The following is a 22,576-nucleotide window of genomic DNA, read 5'->3' on the forward strand; positions in this document are numbered from 1 at the left end:
CAAAATGATTGAACAGTGGACCGGATAAATTATTTGCTAATCGCTGCTTTTTGGACTTGTTGATTTTTTAATGTTAATTGACTTATCTTTAATATAACTTGTCATTTTGATACTTATTGGTCTATATCAGAAATAAAAACAGTAGCGAATTTAATAGTCGCTACTGTTTTTATTTACTGGGTTATAGGCTTTTTATCGGACTGCTGACTGACAGAACACCTAAGTATTCTTTCTATTTTCTGCGATATTTGTATTCGCAAAATATTGTTTTAAAATTTCAAAATGAGACAACTAGTCAAGTCCATAATCCTGTGTAAAATACTATACAATGTTTTACCGGTCTCTCATTGATCAAACTTAATATATTTTCTTGTAGAACTGAGCCATTCGTCATGAAGGTCCATAAGGACAGCTCCAATTAATCGATTGGCAGACGTTCGGTTGGGAAAAATCCGAATAATCTTTTCTCTTCTGCGGACTTCCTGGTTCAGTCGTTCAAGAAGGTTGGTGCTTTTTAGCCGATTATGACTATTTCCGATAACCGTGTATTGAAAGGCATCTTCGAAGCCATTATCCAATATTTCGCAGGCTTTTGTATATTTAGGCTGGTCGATATATTCACCGACTAAGGCATTCTTAGCTGTTCGAGCGAGTTCAATATCCGTAAACTTAAAGATCGCTTTTACTGCTTCTCTAAACGGTTTTGAATTCTTTTTTGGAATGGAACTGAAGATGTTTCTTAAAAAATGGACCTGGCATCTCTGCCAACTTGCGTTGGTAAATGACTTACGAATCGCAGACACTAGGCCTTTATGGGCATCAGAAATGATGAGTTCTGTCCCCTTTAGGCCGCGTTCTTTTAAGTATTCAAAGAAGATGGACCATGTGTCATCACTTTCTTCATTTTGAATCATGAAGCCAATGATTTCACGGTCGCCACCTTCTGTTATCCCGATCGCAATATGGCAGCTTTTAGAAAGCACTCGATGGTCCTCACGGACTTTTATGTAGAGAACATCAGTCATCAGATAAGGATAATTCGTACCTGAGAGTGAACGGTTCTGCCATTCGTTGACCATCGGGTCTAACTGCTCAGTCAGGCTAGAAACAAAAGATTTCGATACAGATTTTCCACATAGCTCTTCAACAATCTTTGAAACTTTACGTGTCGAAACGCCCGAAACATACATCTCAAGCATTGAAGCGAGCAGTGCCTTTTCATTTCGCTGATAACGCTCAAACACCGTCGGTGAAAATTCACCATCACGTGTTCTAGGCACTTTTAATTCGAGTGTACCCACACGAGTCGTAAAGTCTCGCTCATAATAGCCATTTCTTTGACTCTGACGACTTTCTGAACGTTCATAGTCATCGGCTTGAATATATTCTGTTCGTTGATTTTCCATCAATTGGTTGAAAACAGTGGTTAAAATATTTTTAGAAACATCATCTTTTACCGAATGTTCAATAATACTTTGAACCTCTTCGTTGTTCAGTGTAAAATGTACTTGGGTCATGTAACGTCCTCCTGGGTATGTTTTTGTGGTTAAAAACATTGTACCGTAAAAGGGCTGTTACATGGCCTTTTATCTTTTACACAATTATATGGACTTTATCTTTGTTTGTATGCATAAATCCAGTGATCTTTTTTTAGGGGATGTAAGTTATATTTAGATAATAAATTAAAATAGATACCATGTTGCCTCTTAACTCGATCATAGTAGTTCATATTAAAAATCCTTTATCATATATCTGCTTGCCATCGTTCAATGCTAGTACATAAAGGGAATGAGCGTATATATTTATTAATAAATTTGCTTCAATACCTTCCGCTAATAATATTTCTGACAACGTAGAAATACTGTAACGATTTTTTCTTTTATTATGGTAGGATAGAATTATAAAATCATAAAATAAATAGGAGGTTTGGGGTGTGAGACTTCGATTATCCTTATAGGAATCAATAAATTTTTTTAAAACATTCTGAATTTTCTGATCGATGGTTCGTTCAGCCATATTAGAATCCCTCTCTTTTAAGTAAGATTTAATTAATTATACCTTAGAAAAGGAGTTTAGTAATGAAAAAAAATGTATTAGATATAAAAGATTTAAGTCTTAAATATGGAAAAAAATTTGCGATAAAAGACATTAATCTTTCCATATTTACCGGTGAAATAGTAGCATTAGTTGGGCATAATGGAGCAGGTAAATCAAGCTTATTCAATATTATTGCTGGGATTCAAACTCCGACGACGGGTTCAGTAGAGTTTGATCAGGATTTTATAGAAAAACGATTATTTGCAACTATAGGTTTTTCACCGCAGACTCAGGTGATGGATTGGTACACAAATGTGTGGGATAACGTTTACTTAGGCAGTCAATTAGCAGGAATAGATGCAAAAACAGGAAAATTATTGACCGAAAAAGCCTTAGATTTATTAAGTATATCGGATTTAAAAAATAAACCTGTAGATGCACTATCTGGGGGACAGCAACAACGTGTTCAAATTGCGCGCTCCATTGTTCACCAGCCTGACTTCTATTTGTTAGATGAGCCAACAACAGGACTAGATGCAGAAACATCTAATCGGTTGTTGTCATTTTTAAAAAAAGAAGCAGCTAAAGGGAAATCAGTTTTTGTGTCGTCACATGACTTACATTTATTAGAAGAATTTTGTGATAATTTAGTTTTGATAGATAAAGGAAGGGTTTTATACGCGGGGGATCTAAAAAATTTCTTGATCGAAAACGCGCCTAAAAAAAGTTACCAGATTACTACTGATAGATCAATCCATGAAGAAATTATTCATAAGTTAAATGAAAAAGGTATTGCTGTGACAGGATTAGACAACTTTCAGTATAGATTTATATTAAATCAAGAAAGTGATTTAACACAATTGTTTATGGATACAAAAGAATTCTTTAGAATAGATGAAATTGTTAAGGAAACTATGTCATTAAGAGACTTATACATTCATTATAGAGAAGGGGGTCTTTAAAATGATGCCAAGTCAATTTAGGGTGCAACATTATTTAGGAATAAAGGGATTAAAAATCATTGTAAAAAATGAGCTAAATGCGTTTCTTAGAAACAAAGGATTGATCATATCACAATTGGTTCAACCAATCTTGTACTATATTTTTATTGTCTTAGGTATCAATAGTTTTGTCACAAATATTGCCTATGAGGGGAAAACAATTTCTTATGCCGATTATGCTTTAACTGGGATTTTGGGAATATTGATTATTTCACAAATGACTCAAACAATTTATCGAATTACTATAGATAAAAGATATGGTCTATTAGCTTTGAAACGTCAAAGTGGAGTTTCACCATTTTATTACATTATAGGAATGAGTATGTATCCTACTATAGGCATATGTATTCAGTCTAGTGTACTTTATATTATAGCTACTTTGTTTGGAAGCTCAATTGGTTTAATCAATTATTTGGCAGGGATAATAGTTGTGATAATTGTCTTGTATTTTTGGACATCCATAGCTGCATTGATTACGATGAAAATTAATGATTATCAGCGAAGAGATTCAATTATTTCGTTTATTATTACTCCATTAGGGTTTACAGCTCCTGCATTTTATTTAATTACAAATGTCCCTACATTTATTAAAGTTATTGGTTACTTTAATCCGTTAACTTATCAACTATATGCAATAAGGTCTATAGTATTTGCTACACCAGCAAATAGTTTATTAATCATCGTTTTAGTATTTTTAGCCACATTGATTATGATAAGTATTTCGTCATTTGCTGTTTCCAAGATGAGTTTAGTGCTGACAGAACGATAGAAGGTGACTGAGTGAGAATCCTAAGCATTTTTTTTACTAATGATCGAAAATGTATAATTGCAAGTATGCTAAGTAAAACAGGTAATTATAGACTTTATTATTCGCTGTATCCATTTGAAAAAAAAGATATGATATGCGAAAGATCTTTTATGATAGTGCCAATAGGTATAAAAAAAGGAAAGCTTATCTATAAAGAAAAAAATCAAGTGAATCATTTTTATGTGCCTAATTGTAAAGCCTCTGGTTTCTTAAATAACGTCAGATCAATTGATTATAATACTCTGTTGCATGATACTTATAAAAATTTGAGTTTAACTGTTACGAATGATAAAGGAGGCAATATTGTATTTGTAAACCAAGAAAAATTAAATATTCCAGTACATTTTACTGTAAAAAATTGTTATTTTCTTGATAACAAAACATTGATTCTTTTATGTAGTTCAACTTTGAATAGCTCAATGCTATTTTATTACAGTATTCCTGAAAGAGAATTAAATTATTTAAAGATGACTAGTCAACTTACTTTCCCTCTTTCTTTTTTTGAACATCAAATAATTGGTGAAAAAAAATTCCTTGTTTAACTCACATTAATAGAAGTGATGATACAGTTCTGATATGTTTGCATGGAGGACCTAAATATCACTATAATCATGAATACTTAGATTTAATCTTTGATTTCTATCATAATTTCAATAATATTTGTTTGGTGAATTTTCCTGGAAGTACAGGATATTCCCAAAAATATGAAAATGAGTTAATAGGTAACGGAGGTGTTGTTGATGTTGAAGCTGTAAAATCTGTCGTTAGCTATTATGATTCTCAAGGATTTAAAATAAAAATATATGGTGAGAGTTATGGAGCGTATATCGCAATCTGTCTCTCTCAATTTATTAATTTTAGTATAGCAAGAATAGTCTCTGTTAGTGGATTTACAAATTTATTTTATATGTATCTTTGTTCAGATTCGAGAAACCTTATTGAAAAGTATTTTTCTGATTATAGGAAATTTTCTCCAGAAAAAAATCTGGCAATGAAAGAATTATTACCTATAAGATTTCTTCATGGAAGTGAAGATAAAACTTGTCCGATTGCACAAATTAACTATTTTGTAAAAAAATACGAAGGAATGCATTTGACAGTACTAGATGGTTTTTCTCATTATGAAGTAGATATAAAAAAAGAAAAAATCAGAAATAAAAGAATAGTCAGATTATTGAAGTAATGAGAGTATAAAATATTTTGTGTAAATGAAAAAATCCATACAAAAAAGGAAGTCCCTTCTGTAGAATAAAGTTAACGACAACCAATTCACAGAAAAGAGGACTTCCCTATGAATGATTTTACTACAGAAATTGCGCAAACTCTAGTCACTAAAGGCGATTTAAATGAATTATTCCGTTCGCACTTAGAAAAAGCGATAAACACACTCCTACGGACTGAATTAACGGCTTTTTTAGATTACGAAAAATATGATCGCACTGGTTTTAATTCAGGTAATTCGAGAAACGGTTCTTACTTTCGATCAATCAAAACCGAATATGGTGAATTAACATTGGAAATACCTAGAGATCGTAATGGTGAGTTTAAACAACAAACTTTACCAGCCTACAAAAGAACAAACGATACATTGGAAACCACTATTATCCATTTATTCGAAAAAGGTGTTACGATGTCTGAAATTGCTGATTTGATCGAAAAAATGTACGGTCATCACTATACTCCACAAACCATGTCCAACATGACTAAAGTTCTGACTGAAGAAGTAAATGCCTTTAAATCCAGAGCCTTAAATGATAAGTATGTCGCTATTTTTATGGACGCTACTTACATTCCACTAAAACGTCAAACCGTATCCAAAGAAGCGATTTATATTGCCATTGGTATACGAGAAGACGGCACTAAAGAAGTACTGAGTTATGCGATTGCTCCAACTGAATCAACATACGTTTGGAATGAGCTGCTACAGGATATTAACTCCAGAGGAGTTCAAGAAGTCTTGCTTTTTATTACGGACGGCTTAAAAGGCATGAAAGATACTATCCATCAAATTTATCCTAAAGCAAAATATCAGCATTGTTGTATCCATGTATCTCGTAATATCGCTCATAAAGTACGTGTCAAAGACCGAAAAGAAATCTGTGATGACTTTAAGGCTGTTTATCAAGCTAACTCAAAAGAAGAAGCGAATACCTTCTTATCCGGCATGATTGAGAAATGGAAGAAAAACTATCCTAAAGTGACGCAGTCACTCATAGAAAACCAAGACTTATTAACTTTTTATGATTTTCCACCTAGCATTCGTAGAACCATTTACTCAACCAATCTAATCGAGTCTTTCAATAAGCAAATTAAAAGATACAGCCGTAGAAAAGAGCAGTTTCAAAATGAAGAATCACTAGAACGCTTTCTAGTCAGCATTTTTGATACATACAATCAAAAATTTCTAAACAGAAGCCATAAAGGTTTTCAACAGGTAACCGATACATTAGTTTCAATGTTTACTGAGTAACTAATTATTTTGCAGGAGGACAATTTATTTACACAAAATTATTGACGCTCCCAATCCTTTAATAAGCAAATCAAGAAATACAGCCACCGCAAGGAATAGTTCCAAAATGAAGAGTCGATGGAACGTTTCTTAGTCTCGTCTTTTGATACTTACAACCAAAAATTCCTAGGTCGCAGTCATAAAGGTTTCCAACAGGCCGAAGGCGAGCTCGAACAAATGCTGAGTCAACCGATGGAGAATTAGAAACAATCTACAGTAGGGAAGAACCATTTACACAAAATTATTGACGCTCCCAAGCTAAAACTCCTATTAATCGATCTACTAAAAATAAATAAAAAAATTCTTTTCAATTTTTATTTATGGTATGACATAAATAAAGTAAAGTTATTCTTCTAGGTTAATCTTATTAATACTCTTTCTCACTAGTGTTGCATGCAACACTAGTGAGAAAGAGTATTAAATATACTGCAAGGCAAGACATTTGGTAATTGAAGAATAACAAGCAAAAAAATAGCAGTCAGGTCTCTTGACAAAGTATAGTTGCTATTCTTTTTTTAGGCCCTACTTTAATGAAATTTTTGTTTGGAGGGAACGACTTCATTCCTTTGATTATTTTAGTTGAATTTAATAGAGAAGCCTGGCGTCTATTAAGAAATACTTTTCTTGATGAGCGTCAATTTTTTTAACGGAAATCTATCCTATACTAAATTCAGTAAAGAAAAAGGAGGAATCAAAGAAAGCTATTTTAAACAAACCAAAATTATAGGAGGAATAAATCATGACTGAAAATAAAGCTACTCAAGAAAGAACACCCCAAGAAAGATTGCAAGAAGAACAAGAACACAAGGAACATGTTCATCATACGAAAATTAATGCAGCGGCCATTGCGGATCATCTTTTAGGCAACATGCATACATTACATGTGAAACTGCACCAATATCACTGGTATGTAAAAGGAGCCAATTTCTTTACGTTGCATGAAAAATTTGAAGAGTTGTATAACGAAAATGAAAAATGGTTCGACAAACTTGCGGAGCGTCTAATTACTTCTGGGCATAAACCTGCTTCGACAACGGTTGAATTTGAAAAATATTCGATGCTTTCGGAAGATGCAGTTAATAAATACGCTAAAGCAGAAGACATGGTTGAAAATATTATCGAGGACTTCAGAAGCACTCGTGACCTAACTATTCGCGCGATTCGTTTAGCTCAAGACGAGGGTGACGATGCTTTAGAAGATACATTGATTGCTTTTAAAAATGACTTAGACAAGAACATTTGGATGCTGCAAGCGTTCATTGGTAAAGAAGCATTAGAAGATGATGACGCTCTTGATGAGGATGAAGATTAAGGTAAAAGTAGAAGCTGATTTAGGGATTGGAATTCTTTCCAGTCCTTTTTCTATTTTCTTGATGTGCATCAATTTTTTTGTAGTAAGAGACTTATATAATAAAAGCAGCGAATATAAACAAAATAAATAAAGGGGGAGAATGAATTGACTAAACATACCCATCATGAAATTGGCGACCACGCAGCCTGTATCCGCTTGGTTCCAATATTCAATCACTTAGAGGATAGCGCGATGAATTACATTGCTGAAAAAGCCCACACGAAACAGTATCAAAAAGGAGAGTTTCTGTTTCGTTCACAAGAAAAAGAGGATACTTTATATATTATCAATCGTGGGAAAATCCGTATTTATCGATTGGCAGACTCTGGCAAAGAGCAGCTAGTGCGGATCTTGAACCCTGGTGATTTCACCGGAGAATGGACCTTGTTCAACCCGGATGCAGTACACGAGGAATATGCCGAAGCAACCCGAGATACCGTTGTCTGTATGATTCAGCAAAAAGATGTCCAAGATTTTCTGGAACAATACCCAGCTATTTCTTTAAAACTATTGGCGGAAATGTCTAAACGGTTAGAAAGTTCAGAACGTCAAACGACACAAGTAGCCGTGGAGAGTGTCATTACCCGTTTAGTTTTGTTTTTGGCAGAAAATGTGGAACCTGAAATGGGCAACTCTCCCACCATCACCCTGCCGATGGCAAAAAAGGACATTGCTTCCTATTTAGGAACGACACCTGAGACCATCAGTCGCAAATTTGGAGAATTGGAGGACGAGGGATTGATTCAACAGCTGTCTGGGAAAAGGATCAAGATTCAGGATTTAGATGATTTATTGCTTTACAGCGAATAATCGGACACACTTTTTTCTACACGTTGGTGTTCTGTCGCTCTTTATTAACAACGGGACAGAACTCAGTGCTTTTGCGTCAAGGAGAAGTCGCTTTGAGTTACGTTTTGTGGTACTCAGTGGGTCGGTTCTTCATTGAAGGTATGCGAACGGACAGTTTATGGATTGGCGAGTGGATCCGCGTTTCGCAAGCCTTGTCTCTGGCCCTGTTTATTGGCGCGATTGTAGTATGGTTTATACGCAGACAAGATTATCCACCAATTTCTTATTATTCTGATGGCAATAAGGGGCAGAAAAAGACTATTAAGATGGTGAATTGAGCAAAAAGATAAAAAGAAGTGCAAAACTTGATATGCGTCAATTTTCGTTTGCTAAAAGGGAGCTATACTACAGTTGTAAAGAGGAAAAGGCAGTGTTCATTAATCTGCTGCCGATAAAATAAAAACACATAAAGGAGATAGGAATTATGGAAAAAGCTATATTGCAATTAGAAACGTTGTCTTGTCCAAGTTGTATGCAAAAAATTGAAGGTGCCGTAAAATCAGTTAACGGTGTTGATAAAGACAGCATTAAAGTATTATTCAACTCCAGCAAAGTCAAAGCCAATTTTGATTCAGCTGTCACTTCGATTGAAGAGATTCAAAAAGCTATCGAAAACGTAGGCTATCCGGTCCTTAAAGCAAAAGTCAAGGCCGCTTAACAGATTAAATGAACTAGGCAATTCTGGAAGAAAAGCTATTTTTCCAGGATTGCTTTTTTTGTTGCAATCCGATTCGAGGTGCCTAGAAACGATAAAAGAGAACTTTCTAAACTTGATGTCAGTCAATTAATTACTTAGGCAATTATCTTATACTGTGTTTATCAATAAAAGAGAAATTAAATTTGGAGGGAAAAAGCATGCAACAATATATATTAAGCAAGAAAAATGTTATCACCGTCATCAGTGGATTGTTAATCGTACTCGGTTTCTTCAGTCACTTTGTTTTAGAAAACGTAGGACTTTCAGAGTGGTCTTTGATCATCGCCTCTGTCTTTGGGATTACGCCAATTGCCATTCAAGCGTTTCAAGCAATGAAAGTCAAAGTCATCAGTATTGATGTCTTAGTCAGTATTGCAGCGATTGGTGCGCTTTTTATTCAAAACTATGAAGAATCGGCTATTGTCACGTTCTTATTCTTATTCGGACACTACTTGGAACAACGAACATTGAACCAAACGCGATCTGCTATCAAAGAATTGACTGAAATGGCACCCGAAAGCGCCTTGAAACAAATGGATAATGGCGAATTTGAAGAAGTAGAAGTGGATGATATAGATGAAGGGGATATCTTGCTCGTTAAAACGGGTGCGAAAGTTCCAGTAGATGGCATAGTCCTTACGGGTGAAGGGCATATCAATGAAGCTAGCATTACAGGTGAAGCTGTTCCAGTCAACAAGCTAGCTGATGCAGAAGTTTTTGCAGGAACCATTTTAGAAAACGGAACGATTCAAATCAGAGCTGACCGAGTTGGTGAGGACACCACATTTGGAAAAATTATTGAACTCGTGGAAGAAGCACAAGATTCTAAATCCGAAGCGGAACGGTTCATTGATCGCTTTTCTAAATACTACACACCAGCTGTCTTGGTTCTGGCAATTGTTGTATGGGCGTTCAGTCAAAATATTGAGTTAGCAATCACCATCTTGGTTCTAGGTTGCCCAGGCGCATTAGTTATCGGAGTGCCTGTCTCAAACGTTGCCGGTATTGGGAATGGTGCTCGTAACGGTGTTCTTTTAAAAGGGAGTGAAGTCATTCAAGACTTCAGCAATGTGGATACAATGGTATTTGATAAGACAGGTACTTTAACTGTCGGAAACCCAACCGTTGCAGCGACTGAACTGTATGAAAAAGATCCTGCTGAAACGCTTGGCTATCTGGCCAGTGTGGAACGGGAATCAGATCATCCATTAGCAAAAGCGGTCTTAAATCAAATTGGAGAAACAAACTTTTATCCTGTTGAAGGAACTGAAGTCGTGAAAGGCGGCGGAATCGTTTCAAGTGTAGCTGGACATAGAGTGGCTGTTGGGAATGTGGCCTTGATGGAAAAAGAAAATGTCACTCTCAGCAAAAAGGTGCAAAAAGATATCAAACGGTTTGAACAACATGGGAACTCTCTCGTTTTGACAGCGGTCGACGGTGAATTAAAAGTACTGATGGGCATTCGCGATCAAGTCCGTCCGGGTGTGAAAGCTAATTTGCAGGAATTAAAAGACTTGGGCGTGAAAAATCTAGTCGTTCTTTCAGGAGATAACCAAGGAACCGTTGATGTGGTCGCCGGCGAACTTGGTTTGACCGAAGCTCACGGCCACATGTTGCCGGAAGACAAATCGGCTTATATCGGAAAACTTCAACAACGTGGTCAAATTGTAGCCTTTGTTGGAGATGGCGTTAACGATAGTCCGTCCTTAGCTTTAGCAGACATTGGAATCGCAATGGGAAGCGGAACGGACGTAGCGATTGAAACATCCGATGTCGTTTTAATGAACTCGAACTTCAGCAACTTGCCTCACGCATTAGGATTAGTAAAAGCCACCGCAAATAATATGAAACAAAATATCGTGATTTCAATTGGAGTAGTGTTGGTCTTGTTGACCAGCGTCTTCTTCAGCGAATGGATGAATATGTCTATCGGAATGTTGGTTCATGAAGGTAGTATCTTGGTGGTAATTTTCAATGGCATGAGATTAATGAAGTATAAGTTGAAAGGTCGAAAAGAACAAAAAGAAGTATCAGCACCTGCAGAGAAAGTAAAAATATCTTAAGAATAAATTAGAAGAGGCTGAGACAATAGTCCATCCTTGAAATGACAAAAGCGGAAACTCAGATTTTTAAATCTGGGATTTTCCGCTTTTTTGAGTTCTTGAAAAAAAATAAGAGTATAGAGTATGTTCTTTATAAAATTAATTTTCGTGTAAATGATTAAAAAATTTAATAATAAAATTTAAATTCCTATTAAGTTGTAACACATGAAATTGCTTATAATAGTGTATTGAAATTAAGGTAGATTGACAAACGAGTGATCAAATAGATATACTACCTTCAAACGACCGTTTGAATGTGAGGTGAGATGAATGGAAAAAGTTTGCCAAGTGACTATCGTACATAAAGAAAAAGTAAATGTAATAAAAAAAAATTGGATCAAAAAGATTTTTCAAACTTACTTGTGTTAGGGAAATGTTTCAGCGATTCTTCTAGAATTAAAATTTTTTATGCTTTAGAAACCTATAAGGAAATGTGTGTCTGTGATTTAGCAGAAATACTTAATGCTAGTGTCGCTACAACGTCACACCATTTACGTTTTTTAAAAAAACATGGAATGGCAAAATCACGTCAAGATGGAAAAGTAGTTTATTACTCTTTAGCGAATGAAGACATCCTTTCCGCTATTCATGTTTTTTTAAAGTTATCAGAAAATCTATCTATGAAATCTTAGTTTGGAGGAAGTTATTTTGTTACAAAGTATTTTTTCAGCTATCGCTGTTTATATTTCTACCAGCATTGATTATTTGTTTATCTTGCTGATTATTTTTTCTCAAAGTCATACAAAAAAAGGGCTCCGTCAGATTTTTTGGGGTCAATATCTAGGAACAGGTATCTTAGTAGCCGTAAGTTTATTTGCAGCATATGTGCTGAATTTCATTCCGCAAGATTGGATCATTGGGCTTCTCGGTCTAATTCCGATTTTCTTAGGAATCAGAGTGGCATTGGTTGGCGAAGAGGAGGAAGAAGAAGAGGAAGTCGTTGAAAAGCTTGAATCAAGAGGAACAAACCGCTTCTTTTGGACCGTTGCCTTAATAACAATTGCTTCTGGTGGCGATAACTTAGGGATTTATATTCCTTACTTTGCCTCGTTATCTTTTTCAGAGATTGTCACCGCTCTAATCGTATTTGCTATTTCTGTTGCGGTTCTTTGCTATATCAGTTACAAATTAGCCAAGATTTCTTTTGTTTCCGAAACCTTAGAAAAATATGAACGAATCCTTGTTCCTATAGTGTTTATTGGCTTAGGAATTTATATATTGATCGAAAATGGTACGATTCAAACTGTATTGAGTTTATTTAATTAATAAATAGTTTGATTGTTAGTACAAAAAAAGACAGCGATTAAAACTCGTTGTCTTTTTTTGTACTAACAGATTGGCGCATTATCTAAGTAATATAATTCGATACATGAAATTACATAAAATCATGTATCAAGAATCCTATCCTTATAGGGTTCTTTTTTTTACTCCCCCTAAACACACGATTTCGTGTTGTAATAACTATAATCATGTATTCGAACAGACTAAAAAGGAGGGATTGTCATGGGCTATAATGTTCAGCCACTACGGTCGCAACAGGAGATTAATGATTTTTTATTTTGCCTGCGACGGAATAAAAATGCGGAACGTGACGTTTTCTTGTTTCTAATTGGAATTAACAGCGGTCTGCGCATGTCCGACATCGTTAAACTCAAGAAAAAAGACGTGATTACCTCAAAAAACCCGCGCATCGTGGAGCAAAAGACAGGGAAAACACGCATTTTATACTTAAGCAGCTTACAGGACTTGATTCACGGCTATACCGCACCCTTAGATCCGGAGGCTTACTTGTTTCCCAGTACTAAGGGCGGCCATTTAGAAGTCAATACGGTCTACCAGATGTTTCAAAAGGTCGCGAAGCTGTTAGGAAGGGACGATATCGGCACCCACACCCTACGAAAAACCTTTGGTTACCACTATTACAAGAAAACCAAAGACGTGGCCACCTTAATGGAAATCTTTGGTCACAGCAGCGAGAAGATTACCAAACGCTACATCGGAATTAATGAAGATGAAATCAGTGAAACGTTATTAAATTTTCGGTTAGGTTTTTGATTGTATTATATAATAGATAAGCACAGTAAGACGGTTATAATCACCCACAGGGTTCTGTTGCAAAGTTTTAAATCTACTATCAAATAAGGTAGAATAATAGAAAAAGATAGCAGGAGGAATGACGATGAATCATTTTAAAGGAAAGCAATTTCAGCAGGATGTGATTATTGTAGCCGTGGGATACTATCTTCGTTATAACCTTAGCTATCGTGAAGTTCAAGAAATCTTATATGATCGTGGCATTAACGTTTCTCATACGACGATTTATCGTTGGGTGCAAGAATATGGCAAACTACTCTATCAAATTTGGAAAAAGAAAAATAAAAAATCCTTTTATTCATGGAAAATGGATGAAACGTACATCAAAATTAAAGGAAAATGGTATTATTTGTATCGAGCCATCGGTGCAGATGGTTTAACCTTGGATATTTGGTTACGTAAAAAACGGGACACACAAGCAGCCTATGCTTTTCTTAAGCGGTTAGTGAAGCAGTTTGATGAACCGAAGGTTGTAGTCACAGATAAAGCCCCCTCTATTACAAGTGCCTTTAAGAAACTAAAAGAATACGGCTTTTATCAAGGGACAGAACATCGTACCATTAAATACCTGAATAATTTGATTGAACAAGACCATCGTCCAGTAAAGAGACGCAATAAATTCTATCGAAGTTTACGCACTGCCTCTACCACGATTAAAGGCATGGAAGCCATTCGAGGATTATATAAGAAAACCCGAAAAGAAGGCACTCTCTTCGGGTTTTCGGTCTGTACTGAAATCAAGGTATTATTGGGAATCCCAGCTTAAATCATAGATACCGTAAGGGATTTTATTCTTTATTTAAAACTTTGCAACAGAACCGGGTTGTTTATAAGGTAGATGAAGATGAACACGTGGTTGAAATTTATTCAGCAAGGACGCATTACGAGTCACAGTAATTACTTGTAAATACATTATCTCGTGGTATAATGTATTTACTAAGTAATTACATACTGTTAGAAATGAGGGATTTAAATGATTACAAAAACAAGAAAACAAGGCAATTCAATCATGTTGACAGTACCTAAAGATTTTAATGTTCCTAATGGAGTCGAAGTTGAAGCAAAGTTGGTAGAGAATGGTATTCTTTATGAATTTGTTGAACCACAAAAAGAATTTTATGATTTTAGCGAAGATATTTTGTCTGATATAATTGCAGAAGGCTACGATAAAGATGAGATTCTTGTAGAATTTAAGAATAGAAAAAACAAAATGCATTCTTCCTTTAGAGATATTGCTGAAGATACACTTACTAATTCTAAAGTAATGACTAAAGAGGAGTTGGCAACAGAAATTGGCTTATGAAATCGTTCCTTCAAAACATGTCATTAAGTATTTAAAAAAGCTAAAAGAGAAGCCATTGAAAGAAAAATTTTTGAATTTAATTTATGATGAAATTGCGATTGATCCATATAAGGGTGAACAAAAAACTGGGGATTTATCAGGTATTTGGTCTAGTGGGTTCAAATATGCGGGCACAACATATAGAGTAGCTTACGAGATTATAGAAAACAAGGTTATTCCAGTATTGTTATGTGGAACGCATGAAAACTTTTATGAACAGTTGAAAAAATTAATCTAGTGATTTGTTGTCGTTCTTAAGAAGGACGGCTTCTTTTTTATCGAAAATCTGATTCGTCTACATGACTAAAGTCGCGAGTATTCTCTGCTTCTCGATAAATTAAATAACGTCATTACTTTGAGGAAAGCTATAAATCAATATATTTCAGCTTTTCCTTATTTATGTACTACCTTTTACTTATTAATTATAAGGTAGTACATATATATCTTTTTTTTGGTAGTAACTAAAAATAAATATGTTATAATAGTATCAAATGAATATTGCTAAAAGAAAAGAGGTAGGAACGTGGTAGCGAAGAAATATGTAATCGGTAATTTTAAAGGTGGCGTAGGTAAAAGTACGTGCGCGCAAATGTTAGGGTTTGAATCAGCAGTTAATGAAGGAAAAAGAACCTTGATAATTGACTTGGATATGCAAGGAAATACTTCTGATGTGATGAACTTAACGCATATGAACTTCACTAACGAAGAAGGAGGCGGAGAAGGTGAACCGATTGTTTACGAAAATACTGTGACTGACGTGTTGATAAACAATCTTCCACCTAAAGAGGCTGTCTATAAAGTAATCAATAACCTCTATATACTTCCAGCAGACATGTCCTTTGAAATGTATGATGATTGGATCAAAGACCAATATAATGATTCATTATCCCAATTCAAATATATGAAAGAAAAGCTAGAACCATTATTTGATGAGTTTGACGTCATCTATTTAGATGTCCCACCTTCTATTTCTGTATATAGTAAATCCGCGATGTACATTGCGGACTGGGCAATCGTCGTCTTACAGACCCAAGTAAAATCGATGAGAAATGCGATGCAATATCTTGAGTATATGGACTTTTTTGTGAAAGAATTTGATACAAATTTATATGTTGCTGGTGTTATTCCTTTCATGTTGGAAAGCGGTGACGCAGTAGATCAGGAAATGTATAAACAAGCCCAAGAGATTTATGGGGAACATTTGATTAAAAATGTTGTACTCAAAAATGCGCGCTTAAAACGATACGACGGATCAGGTATTACGATGGAGAAGACAAAGAAAGGTCTCTTAAAACAATGGGATCGCAAAAGCCACGAATTATTTATCAGTATTTTGAAAGAATTGGAAGAACACGAGAATTGGTATGCGGAGGTGGAGTAATTGGCTGACATCAAAGGACTTGATATTTTTGGGAACAACAAAGGACTCGCCAAAATAAAAAAAGAAGCAGAAGCAAAGAAAAAGCAGCAAGCAATTACACCATCTGAAAATAAGCAATTAGAAGTGCACCAAGTTCAAGAAATAAAAACTTCCTCCAATGTTGAAAGACAGAGTAGAGGAAGAACAAAAAAAGTTGGCGCACCAATCAGAAAGTTTGATAAGGTTTATTCCACCAAGCATCCTTTAAAACTGTCGACTTTGTTAAATGCGACTTCCAGAGTTTTAGTAGAAAAGTATGAGACTAATATGACAAGAGATGAATTGCTTAGAAAAGCTTTAGATGAGTATATTAAACAGAATCTTACGCAAGAAGATAAGCAAGATTTGTTTAATGACGTGGTGAAAGAACTAGACTTGTTCAGAGAAAAATATCCAATTGTTCCAGAATTAGATGATCGTGGAGAAATAATAAGAACTACCAGTCAGATAAAACAAGATACCGAAGACTCACTGCGCAAAGGGTGGGGAATGAATAATAAAGTTAGATAATAATCAAAGAAGAACTAAGTAACTACCTTTAAACGGTAGTTACTTAGTTCTTCTTTGATTTGCGTGAAATAGAGAGGATTTATTTTTCTGGTTACGTGATTAAAAAATCCAAAAAATGAGCATAGGAACGGTTATGATTTTAGGGTGTGTTTTAATGAGATATTGTAATTTCATTAACAAGTGTATGATAATCTGTTGTTGAGTTAGTAAATAAGTAATAGAGCTAACTCTAAAATAAAACTATTAGGAGGAGATGTAGATGAAAAAGTTTAAAAAGAAAATATATTTAGGATTGGTTGTTGGGGTGAGTATGTTTGGGTTCATGGCTCACACTAAACAAGTAACTGCAGATACTAACCAAAAAGAAAGGATTATGAGCCAATTAGATGACTCTCAAATAGAGTATGTACCCAATGAGCTAATTGTCAGTTTAAAGGCTACACAAAGAATTTCAACAGAGAAAAATAAACCGCAAAATTTATTGGGTGTAAAAGTTATGGTGGAAAAAGATTTGACTCTTAGGACAAATGAAAGCGATTATAATAAGCGAGATCAAGTATTATTAGTGAAATTGAACGAAGAAATTAGTGTGGAAGAGGCAGTAAAAACATTTAATGCTTCTGATATGGTCAATTATGCAGAGCCAAACTATGTGGCTGAACTAGAGCCGTTGAATGATGTTGAGGAGCCAAATACAACTGATTCTTTAGGAAATCGATCAATTATTCTTAACGATCCTAATTGGAGTAAACAAGCTAATTTAAGAGAGATTAGCATGCCATCCGCTTGGGAAGAAACCAAGGGTTCTAAGGATGTGAAGGTAGCGGTCATTGATTCAGGAATTGATTATCAACATGAAGATCTTTCTGGAAATGTAGATGAAAGTTTGAGATACGATTTTTTTAACGATGATACAGATCCTATGGATACTATGGGACATGGACACATATTGCCGGGATTATTGGTGCTCAAACAAACAACGAATTAGGTGTTGCTGGAATAAATTGGGATGTTACGATGGTACCTATACGTGTATTTGGTAGTAGTGGAGGTACCAGTTTGGCAATCTTAACTGAAGCTATTAATTATGCGGTTCTGTTGCAAAGTTTTCCAAAAAATCTATTTTAGTGTAAAATTGAGAAAAAAGACAGAGAGGACAGAGTAATGAATTATTTTAAAGGCAAACAATTCAAAAAAGACGTCATTATTGTCGCTGTTGGTTACTACCTGCGTTACAATCTAAGCTATCGTGAAGTTCAGGAATTGTTATATGATCGTGGAATAAATGTTTGTCATACTACGATTTATCGTTGGGTACAAGAGTACAGCAAAGTCCTCTATTATCTTTGGAAGAAGAAAAATAGACAATCCTTCTATTCATGGAAAATGGACGAAACCTATATCAAAATTAAGGGACGTTGGCATTATCTTTATCGTGCAATTGATGCGGACGGCTTAACCTTAGATATCTGGTTACGAAAGAAACGGGATACGCAAGCAGCCTATGCTTTCTTAAAAACGACTCCATAAACAGTTTGGTGAGCCGAAAGCAATTGTGACCGATAAAGCACCTTCTCTTGGCTCCGCCTTTAGAAAGTTACAGAGTGTGGGTTTATATACTAAGACAGAGCACCGAACTGTGAAGTATCTTAACAATTTAATAGAACAAGACCATCGACCTATTAAACGACGAAATAAATTTTATCAAAGTCTCCGTACAGCCTCTTCCACGATTAAGGGCATGGAGACTATTCGAGGAATATATAAAAAGAACCGAAGAAATGGAACGCTCTTCGGCTTTTCGGTGTCTACTGAAATCAAGGTATTAATGGGAATAACAGCCTAAGATATTTGGAGTTCAGAGAGGGCGCGTTTGATTTTCAAACTTCGCAACAGAACCATTTTAGGAATTTGAGTAGTGTCATTTGATAAAAATTTCTCAAGCAGCATTCTTAAATGGATTAGTGTCAAATTATTGTTTTCGTTTCTAAAACATCCTTGTATAGCAAGATAGCTTGTTGAACATCATGATGTTCAACAAGGTTGTAACGTTTTTTTGAGTGTTGTTGTCTTCGGATATCGAATTCAAACAATCACTACTTATCACTAACAAGTCAATTATCAGATTGAACAGAAAAGTGGATTGACAGCTGAAGCAGTTGCAGAGCTCAAAGATTACTCAAATAAACAATTTCAAGGCTAGTATATGATACAAAATTCATCATTAGGGTAAAAAGAAGTGTTTGGAGATACGGTACCTTATACGATAAAAGCGACCTATCCATTTTTATTTCTGCTAGACAATATCTCTGTGAAAATCGGAATTGAAGGGTAAGTGCCTTCTCAAGTGAGTTGAAGATATTGGAAAAGATTTTTCCTTAGTGTTACGGCTCGTTTTCAGTTTAGTCGTGGGTGCGCTTCTTCTTAGAGTAGTCATTTATTATCAAGACATCATAAAAGTTGCATGGAAACAGTGGCGGATACAGCAAAGCATAGGAATGTGAAAGAGATAGTAATAGTATTATCTCTATAAATTGTTTATAATTTAGATGGCAGTATCAAATCTTAGGTAGTGCTATTTAAATTTTGTTTAAGAATAGATATCATGTTTTTTAGAGGAGGGAAGAAATGAAGAAGAAGAAATCGGTCTGGTTTATGATGGTTGCTATTTTGATGGGCTTTATCCCGCAAATCTTGACTGCTTATTCGAGTATCGCACAGGCTATAGAAACTCAGCCGGATAAAATCGTAGATCAATCAGGTTTAAAAGTTAGTTCCTCTGTTTCATCAGATGGAAATTCTTTAAATTGGAAATTACAGTATGAAAAAGATGTCGCAAGTGATGGCAATGATCAAGCACTGAAATTCAAAGTGACGGCTGATGGAGAAGCAATAGCTTTTAATGAAGATGCCAGTTTTGCTACTAATGATGACCAATGGTTTGCGGAAAAAGATTTTTCGAAACAATCGCAGGGTTCTCTTTCATTTACAACGGTGCTAAATGTCTCCAAGGTAGCTCTTGAAATTCAAGCCGATGCAACAAAAACGGATGAAACACAAGCTGTCACTATTAACAAGAATATTTTGACTAGTGCGGTAGAAGGTCCGCATGCGTTGAAATTACCAGCAGTGGCTACACAAAAAACGACAGAAGTAAGTGCTACTTCTCAGACAACGGCTGAAGAAACCACTAGTAGCCAAGCAACCGAAACGACGACACAAACGGAAGAAGCCAGTGAAGCAACTGAAGGAACAATACAAACTTCTGATGATTCGACTATGGTAGGGCCTCAACAAAACTATTATCGTTCTTCAGCAGCTTCTACTTATGATGTGAGTGCTTATAATGATCCTTTTAAGTATACACCTGATGGAGGACAATACCCGTCTCATGACACGAATCAGTATACGAAATCAGATTCAAGTGACATGATTAAAAACTATAATTATGGTTCTGCAGGAGATTCAGATAGTAATGTAGAAATTCAAAATATCCTCGAAGGTAATCTTAATTTTGATAATGGCTATCATGCTTACGATGTAGGGAATAACCAAAATATTAATTTGAAGAAAATCGTTATTCCTACTGATAATCCCACTCAATTTCAAATTCAACTAGATATCATTGGGGGGTCTTTGAAGACACGTAAAAATGTCGACGTTGCTTTTGTCGTTGATAAGTCAGGGAGTATGGCTAATAATAGATGGACGAATTTAAAGTTGGCCTTAGGTACATTTGCTCATGGTCTATTAGATGATAATCCAGGTGGAAGTGTCCAACTTGGAATAGCAGGCTTTGGTTCAGTTCAAGAAAGAACAACCCATGTTCCTTATGGAAAAGTAGGAAATTTTGGTGGCACTCAAGGAAACTACACTGGATTTACTACAAGCGCCGATGCCTTTTTGACTCATGCGTTATTAAATGAAAGCCCAAGTGGGGGAACACCAACTTTCTTAGGATTAGATGCTGGCTTAGAACTTTTAACTAATAGCCAATATAACGGAAGAGAAGACGCCCAAAAAGTATTGATTATTTTAACAGATGGATTACCAACTTGGGGACCAACTACTACTTATACTAGTAGCAGTAGTGGAATTCGTCAGAGTGGGATGACACGTTCTTCTGACAATAATGGTAGAGTAGAGACTTTTAAAGCAACTAATACTACTCTTTATATTGGAAATGGATCAGAGACTGGACCAGATATTAGTACAGTCCGAAGTAATACCATTTCTCACGGACAAAAAAGAACCGAACAAAATCCTGAAATTGATCGCTATGCCATTGGCTTTGGAGTAACAAATGTTAATGATATCTTAGATGCTTTAGGACCTCAAGGAAAATATTCAGCAACAAGTCAAACTGACTTAAATAATGTATTGAATCAAATCAAGAAAAAAATTCAAGATGTGAGTGCTCTGATTAGTAATGCCAATGTTTTTGATCCGATGAGCAAGTATGTAGCGTTAGATACTAGTTCAGTTAAAACGCAAGCTTTAACATTAAAAACAAGCTCACCTAAGTCGTTGAATGTAACGACAGGGACTCAACCAGATTATGTAAATGATGTTACCGTGGATACACGCAACAATTCGGTAAATTTATCCAATCTTACTTTATCTGGAAATGATACACAGCGAGATGGCTTGCGTGTGACTTATACTGTTTCTCTCAAAGAAGAGTATCAAGATGGCAAGTTCTATCCGGCAAATGGACCGACTTATTTAGCGGACAACCAATATAAAGATCAATTTGGCTTTGCGGTTCCATCAGTTAAAGTGCCACCACAAAAATTTGACATTGAAGCAGAAAAAATCTGGGACGATGAGGATAATCAGTGGGGAACGCGTAAAGAAGTGACCCTACAACTACAACAAAAGAGTGGCAATGAAAATTGGGCCAATGTTTCTGGGAAAACAATAACTATTAAAGCAAATGCAACCGGAGATAGCCTGAAAGGGAAGTTTTCTGATGTACCCGCTTATGACAGCTCTAAAAATGTGCTTGAGTATCGAGTAGTCGAAGAACGAGTTAATGGGTATGAAGAAGCTAGCTATTCTCCAACATCTATCAATGTAAATTCGGATAAGAAACTTTTACAAGTCACCAATAAGTTGCTAAAAACTTCTGTTACATTTACGAAAGTAGGGAATGATGGTAAAACGCCGTTAGCAGGTGCTGGCTTTACTTTGTACAAAGCAGACGGAACAACGGCTATCGGTAAAGAAGTGACATCGGATGACAATGGTCAAGTTACTTTTGACATAGAGTTACCGATTGGTAAATATGTTATCAAAGAAACCACGACACCCTTGGGTTATGAGACACAAGATCCGATTGAAATTATGATTGCTGATGCAGATGGTAAATTAACTGTTTCTGGTATCAAAGATAATCAAGTAGTCAATCTTTTGAAAGACTTTGAATTAATCGTGACTAAGAAAGACAACCTCGGGAAAGATTTGAAAGGTGCCAAGTTTAAATTAGTAGGTAAAGATTACTCTAAGGAACTCGATTCTGATACGAATGTCTTTAAATTTACTGGCTTAAAACCCGGTGAATATGAACTGATTGAAACAGTCACACCGGATGGCTATGTTGGATTGAAAGATTCAATTAAGATCGTCATTGATCAAGACGGCAAAGTCACCATTGATGGGAAAGAACAAAAAGATGTTATTACCACTGATGGCAATGTGATTAAATATAATGTTGCTAACCAACAAAAAGGACTTTTGCCATCTACTGGTGGACAAGGCATTCGACATTTAATGGAATTTGCACTACTAGTGATTGGTTTATCGGCTCTTGTCGGTGGCATTTATGTCTACCGTAATCGAAAGGAGTTGAACTAA

General features: G+C 35.5%; 20 protein-coding genes and 4 pseudogenes. 22 read left to right on the forward strand and 2 right to left on the reverse strand.

Going from position 1 to position 22,576, the window contains the following annotated elements; translation table 11 throughout:
- Window positions 1-344: 344 nt before the first annotated feature.
- The gene (locus FTX43_RS14225; protein ID WP_002323245.1) at window positions 345-1,517 is read right to left on the reverse strand and encodes an IS256-like element IS1542 family transposase; all 1,173 of its coding nucleotides are present in this window, start codon (window positions 1,515-1,517) and stop codon (window positions 345-347) included.
- 208 nt (window positions 1,518-1,725) lie between these two features.
- Entirely contained in the window at window positions 1,726-2,016 is a 291-nt protein-coding gene (locus tag FTX43_RS14230) for a hypothetical protein (protein WP_002330356.1), read from the reverse strand.
- Between the two features lie 62 nt (window positions 2,017-2,078).
- Between FTX43_RS14230 and FTX43_RS14235 the strand changes: the two genes are divergently transcribed.
- The 22 genes and pseudogenes from FTX43_RS14235 (at window position 2,079) to FTX43_RS14345 (ending at window position 22,576) form a co-directional block, all read left to right on the forward strand.
- Complete coding sequence (locus FTX43_RS14235) at window positions 2,079-2,999, forward strand: ABC transporter ATP-binding protein (protein ID WP_002299560.1); 921 nt, start codon at window positions 2,079-2,081, stop codon at window positions 2,997-2,999.
- Window position 3,000: 1 nt separating this feature from the next.
- A complete protein-coding gene (locus FTX43_RS14240; RefSeq protein ID WP_002330357.1) occupies window positions 3,001-3,807 on the forward strand; it encodes an ABC transporter permease in 807 nt (268 codons plus the stop codon).
- 11 nt (window positions 3,808-3,818) lie between these two features.
- The gene (locus tag FTX43_RS15350) at window positions 3,819-4,388 is read left to right on the forward strand and encodes a hypothetical protein (protein ID WP_261801562.1); all 570 of its coding nucleotides are present in this window, start codon (window positions 3,819-3,821) and stop codon (window positions 4,386-4,388) included.
- A gap of 125 nt (window positions 4,389-4,513) precedes the next feature.
- Window positions 4,514-5,029 (forward strand): S9 family peptidase, encoded by a 516-nt coding sequence (locus FTX43_RS15355; RefSeq protein WP_261801563.1) that lies wholly within the window; start codon window positions 4,514-4,516, stop codon window positions 5,027-5,029.
- 108 nt (window positions 5,030-5,137) lie between these two features.
- Window positions 5,138-6,316: an IS256-like element ISEf1 family transposase gene (locus FTX43_RS14250; RefSeq protein ID WP_147607149.1), complete on the forward strand. Its 1,179-nt coding sequence runs from the start codon at window positions 5,138-5,140 to the stop codon at window positions 6,314-6,316.
- Between the two features lie 778 nt (window positions 6,317-7,094).
- The gene (locus FTX43_RS14260) at window positions 7,095-7,667 is read left to right on the forward strand and encodes a Dps family protein (protein ID WP_002292150.1); all 573 of its coding nucleotides are present in this window, start codon (window positions 7,095-7,097) and stop codon (window positions 7,665-7,667) included.
- Between the two features lie 144 nt (window positions 7,668-7,811).
- Entirely contained in the window at window positions 7,812-8,516 is a 705-nt protein-coding gene (locus FTX43_RS14265) for a Crp/Fnr family transcriptional regulator (protein WP_002292156.1), read from the forward strand.
- Window positions 8,495-8,833, forward strand: a pseudogene (locus tag FTX43_RS14270) (prolipoprotein diacylglyceryl transferase family protein); the annotation flags it as partial. The gene FTX43_RS14265 and the pseudogene FTX43_RS14270, both read left to right, overlap by 22 nt.
- A 146-nt stretch (window positions 8,834-8,979) precedes the next feature.
- Complete coding sequence (locus FTX43_RS14275; RefSeq protein ID WP_002292161.1) at window positions 8,980-9,213, forward strand: heavy-metal-associated domain-containing protein; 234 nt, start codon at window positions 8,980-8,982, stop codon at window positions 9,211-9,213.
- A 197-nt stretch (window positions 9,214-9,410) separates the two neighbouring features.
- A complete protein-coding gene (locus FTX43_RS14280) occupies window positions 9,411-11,315 on the forward strand; it encodes a heavy metal translocating P-type ATPase (protein ID WP_002319350.1) in 1,905 nt (634 codons plus the stop codon).
- A 309-nt stretch (window positions 11,316-11,624) separates the two neighbouring features.
- Window positions 11,625-11,986, forward strand: a pseudogene (locus FTX43_RS14285) (ArsR/SmtB family transcription factor).
- Between the two features lie 16 nt (window positions 11,987-12,002).
- A complete protein-coding gene (locus tag FTX43_RS14290) occupies window positions 12,003-12,620 on the forward strand; it encodes a CadD family cadmium resistance transporter (RefSeq protein WP_002319351.1) in 618 nt (205 codons plus the stop codon).
- Between the two features lie 237 nt (window positions 12,621-12,857).
- Window positions 12,858-13,409 (forward strand): tyrosine-type recombinase/integrase, encoded by a 552-nt coding sequence (locus tag FTX43_RS14295; RefSeq protein WP_002307628.1) that lies wholly within the window; start codon window positions 12,858-12,860, stop codon window positions 13,407-13,409.
- Window positions 13,410-13,533: 124 nt separating this feature from the next.
- Window positions 13,534-14,214, forward strand: a complete 681-nt coding sequence (locus FTX43_RS14300) for an IS6-like element IS1216 family transposase (protein ID WP_044145876.1) — start codon at window positions 13,534-13,536, stop codon at window positions 14,212-14,214.
- Window positions 14,215-14,258: 44 nt separating this feature from the next.
- Window positions 14,259-14,345: pseudogene (locus FTX43_RS15360) on the forward strand (Txe/YoeB family addiction module toxin); the annotation flags it as partial.
- A gap of 76 nt (window positions 14,346-14,421) precedes the next feature.
- Window positions 14,422-14,751, forward strand: a complete 330-nt coding sequence (locus tag FTX43_RS14310) for an AbrB family transcriptional regulator (protein WP_002292678.1) — start codon at window positions 14,422-14,424, stop codon at window positions 14,749-14,751.
- The gene (locus FTX43_RS14315) at window positions 14,741-15,028 is read left to right on the forward strand and encodes a type II toxin-antitoxin system RelE/ParE family toxin (protein WP_002300557.1); all 288 of its coding nucleotides are present in this window, start codon (window positions 14,741-14,743) and stop codon (window positions 15,026-15,028) included. The genes FTX43_RS14310 and FTX43_RS14315 overlap by 11 nt, the downstream gene beginning before the upstream one ends.
- 285 nt (window positions 15,029-15,313) lie before the next feature.
- Window positions 15,314-16,171, forward strand: coding sequence for a ParA family protein (locus FTX43_RS14320; RefSeq protein WP_002292680.1), 858 nt, complete (start codon window positions 15,314-15,316; stop codon window positions 16,169-16,171).
- Complete coding sequence (locus FTX43_RS14325; protein WP_002292681.1) at window positions 16,172-16,720, forward strand: hypothetical protein; 549 nt, start codon at window positions 16,172-16,174, stop codon at window positions 16,718-16,720.
- A 373-nt stretch (window positions 16,721-17,093) separates the two neighbouring features.
- Window positions 17,094-17,848, forward strand: a pseudogene (locus FTX43_RS15550) (S8 family serine peptidase).
- Window positions 17,849-17,884: 36 nt separating this feature from the next.
- Window positions 17,885-18,566 (forward strand): IS6-like element ISS1N family transposase gene (locus FTX43_RS14335; RefSeq protein WP_147607150.1). Its coding sequence is split into 2 segments (ribosomal slippage): window positions 17,885-18,235 and window positions 18,237-18,566, totalling 681 coding nucleotides; the frame shifts between segments, so codons are not numbered across the junction.
- A gap of 782 nt (window positions 18,567-19,348) precedes the next feature.
- Window positions 19,349-22,576, forward strand: coding sequence for a VWA domain-containing protein (locus tag FTX43_RS14345; RefSeq protein ID WP_002375441.1), 3,228 nt, complete (start codon window positions 19,349-19,351; stop codon window positions 22,574-22,576).

This window comes from Enterococcus sp. DA9, from assembly GCF_008000875.1.
GTDB lineage: Bacteria > Bacillota > Bacilli > Lactobacillales > Enterococcaceae > Enterococcus_B > Enterococcus_B lactis.

Excerpts from the sequence above, each read along its gene's own strand:
- FTX43_RS14280 (WP_002319350.1), top strand. The coding sequence starts at position 9,411 with ATGCAACAATATATATTAAGCAAGAAAAATGTTATCACCGTCATCAGT.
- FTX43_RS14275 (WP_002292161.1), top strand. The coding sequence starts at position 8,980 with ATGGAAAAAGCTATATTGCAATTAGAAACGTTGTCTTGTCCAAGTTGT.
- FTX43_RS14310 (WP_002292678.1), top strand. The coding sequence starts at position 14,422 with ATGATTACAAAAACAAGAAAACAAGGCAATTCAATCATGTTGACAGTA.
- FTX43_RS14240 (WP_002330357.1), top strand. The coding sequence starts at position 3,001 with ATGATGCCAAGTCAATTTAGGGTGCAACATTATTTAGGAATAAAGGGA.
- FTX43_RS14235 (WP_002299560.1), top strand. The coding sequence starts at position 2,079 with ATGAAAAAAAATGTATTAGATATAAAAGATTTAAGTCTTAAATATGGA.
- FTX43_RS14230 (WP_002330356.1), bottom strand. The coding sequence starts at position 2,016 with ATGGCTGAACGAACCATCGATCAGAAAATTCAGAATGTTTTAAAAAAA.
- FTX43_RS14295 (WP_002307628.1), top strand. The coding sequence starts at position 12,858 with ATGGGCTATAATGTTCAGCCACTACGGTCGCAACAGGAGATTAATGAT.
- FTX43_RS14345 (WP_002375441.1), top strand. The coding sequence starts at position 19,349 with ATGAAGAAGAAGAAATCGGTCTGGTTTATGATGGTTGCTATTTTGATG.
- FTX43_RS14260 (WP_002292150.1), top strand. The coding sequence starts at position 7,095 with ATGACTGAAAATAAAGCTACTCAAGAAAGAACACCCCAAGAAAGATTG.
- FTX43_RS14300 (WP_044145876.1), top strand. The coding sequence starts at position 13,534 with ATGAATCATTTTAAAGGAAAGCAATTTCAGCAGGATGTGATTATTGTA.
- FTX43_RS14225 (WP_002323245.1), bottom strand. The coding sequence starts at position 1,517 with ATGACCCAAGTACATTTTACACTGAACAACGAAGAGGTTCAAAGTATT.
- FTX43_RS14250 (WP_147607149.1), top strand. The coding sequence starts at position 5,138 with ATGAATGATTTTACTACAGAAATTGCGCAAACTCTAGTCACTAAAGGC.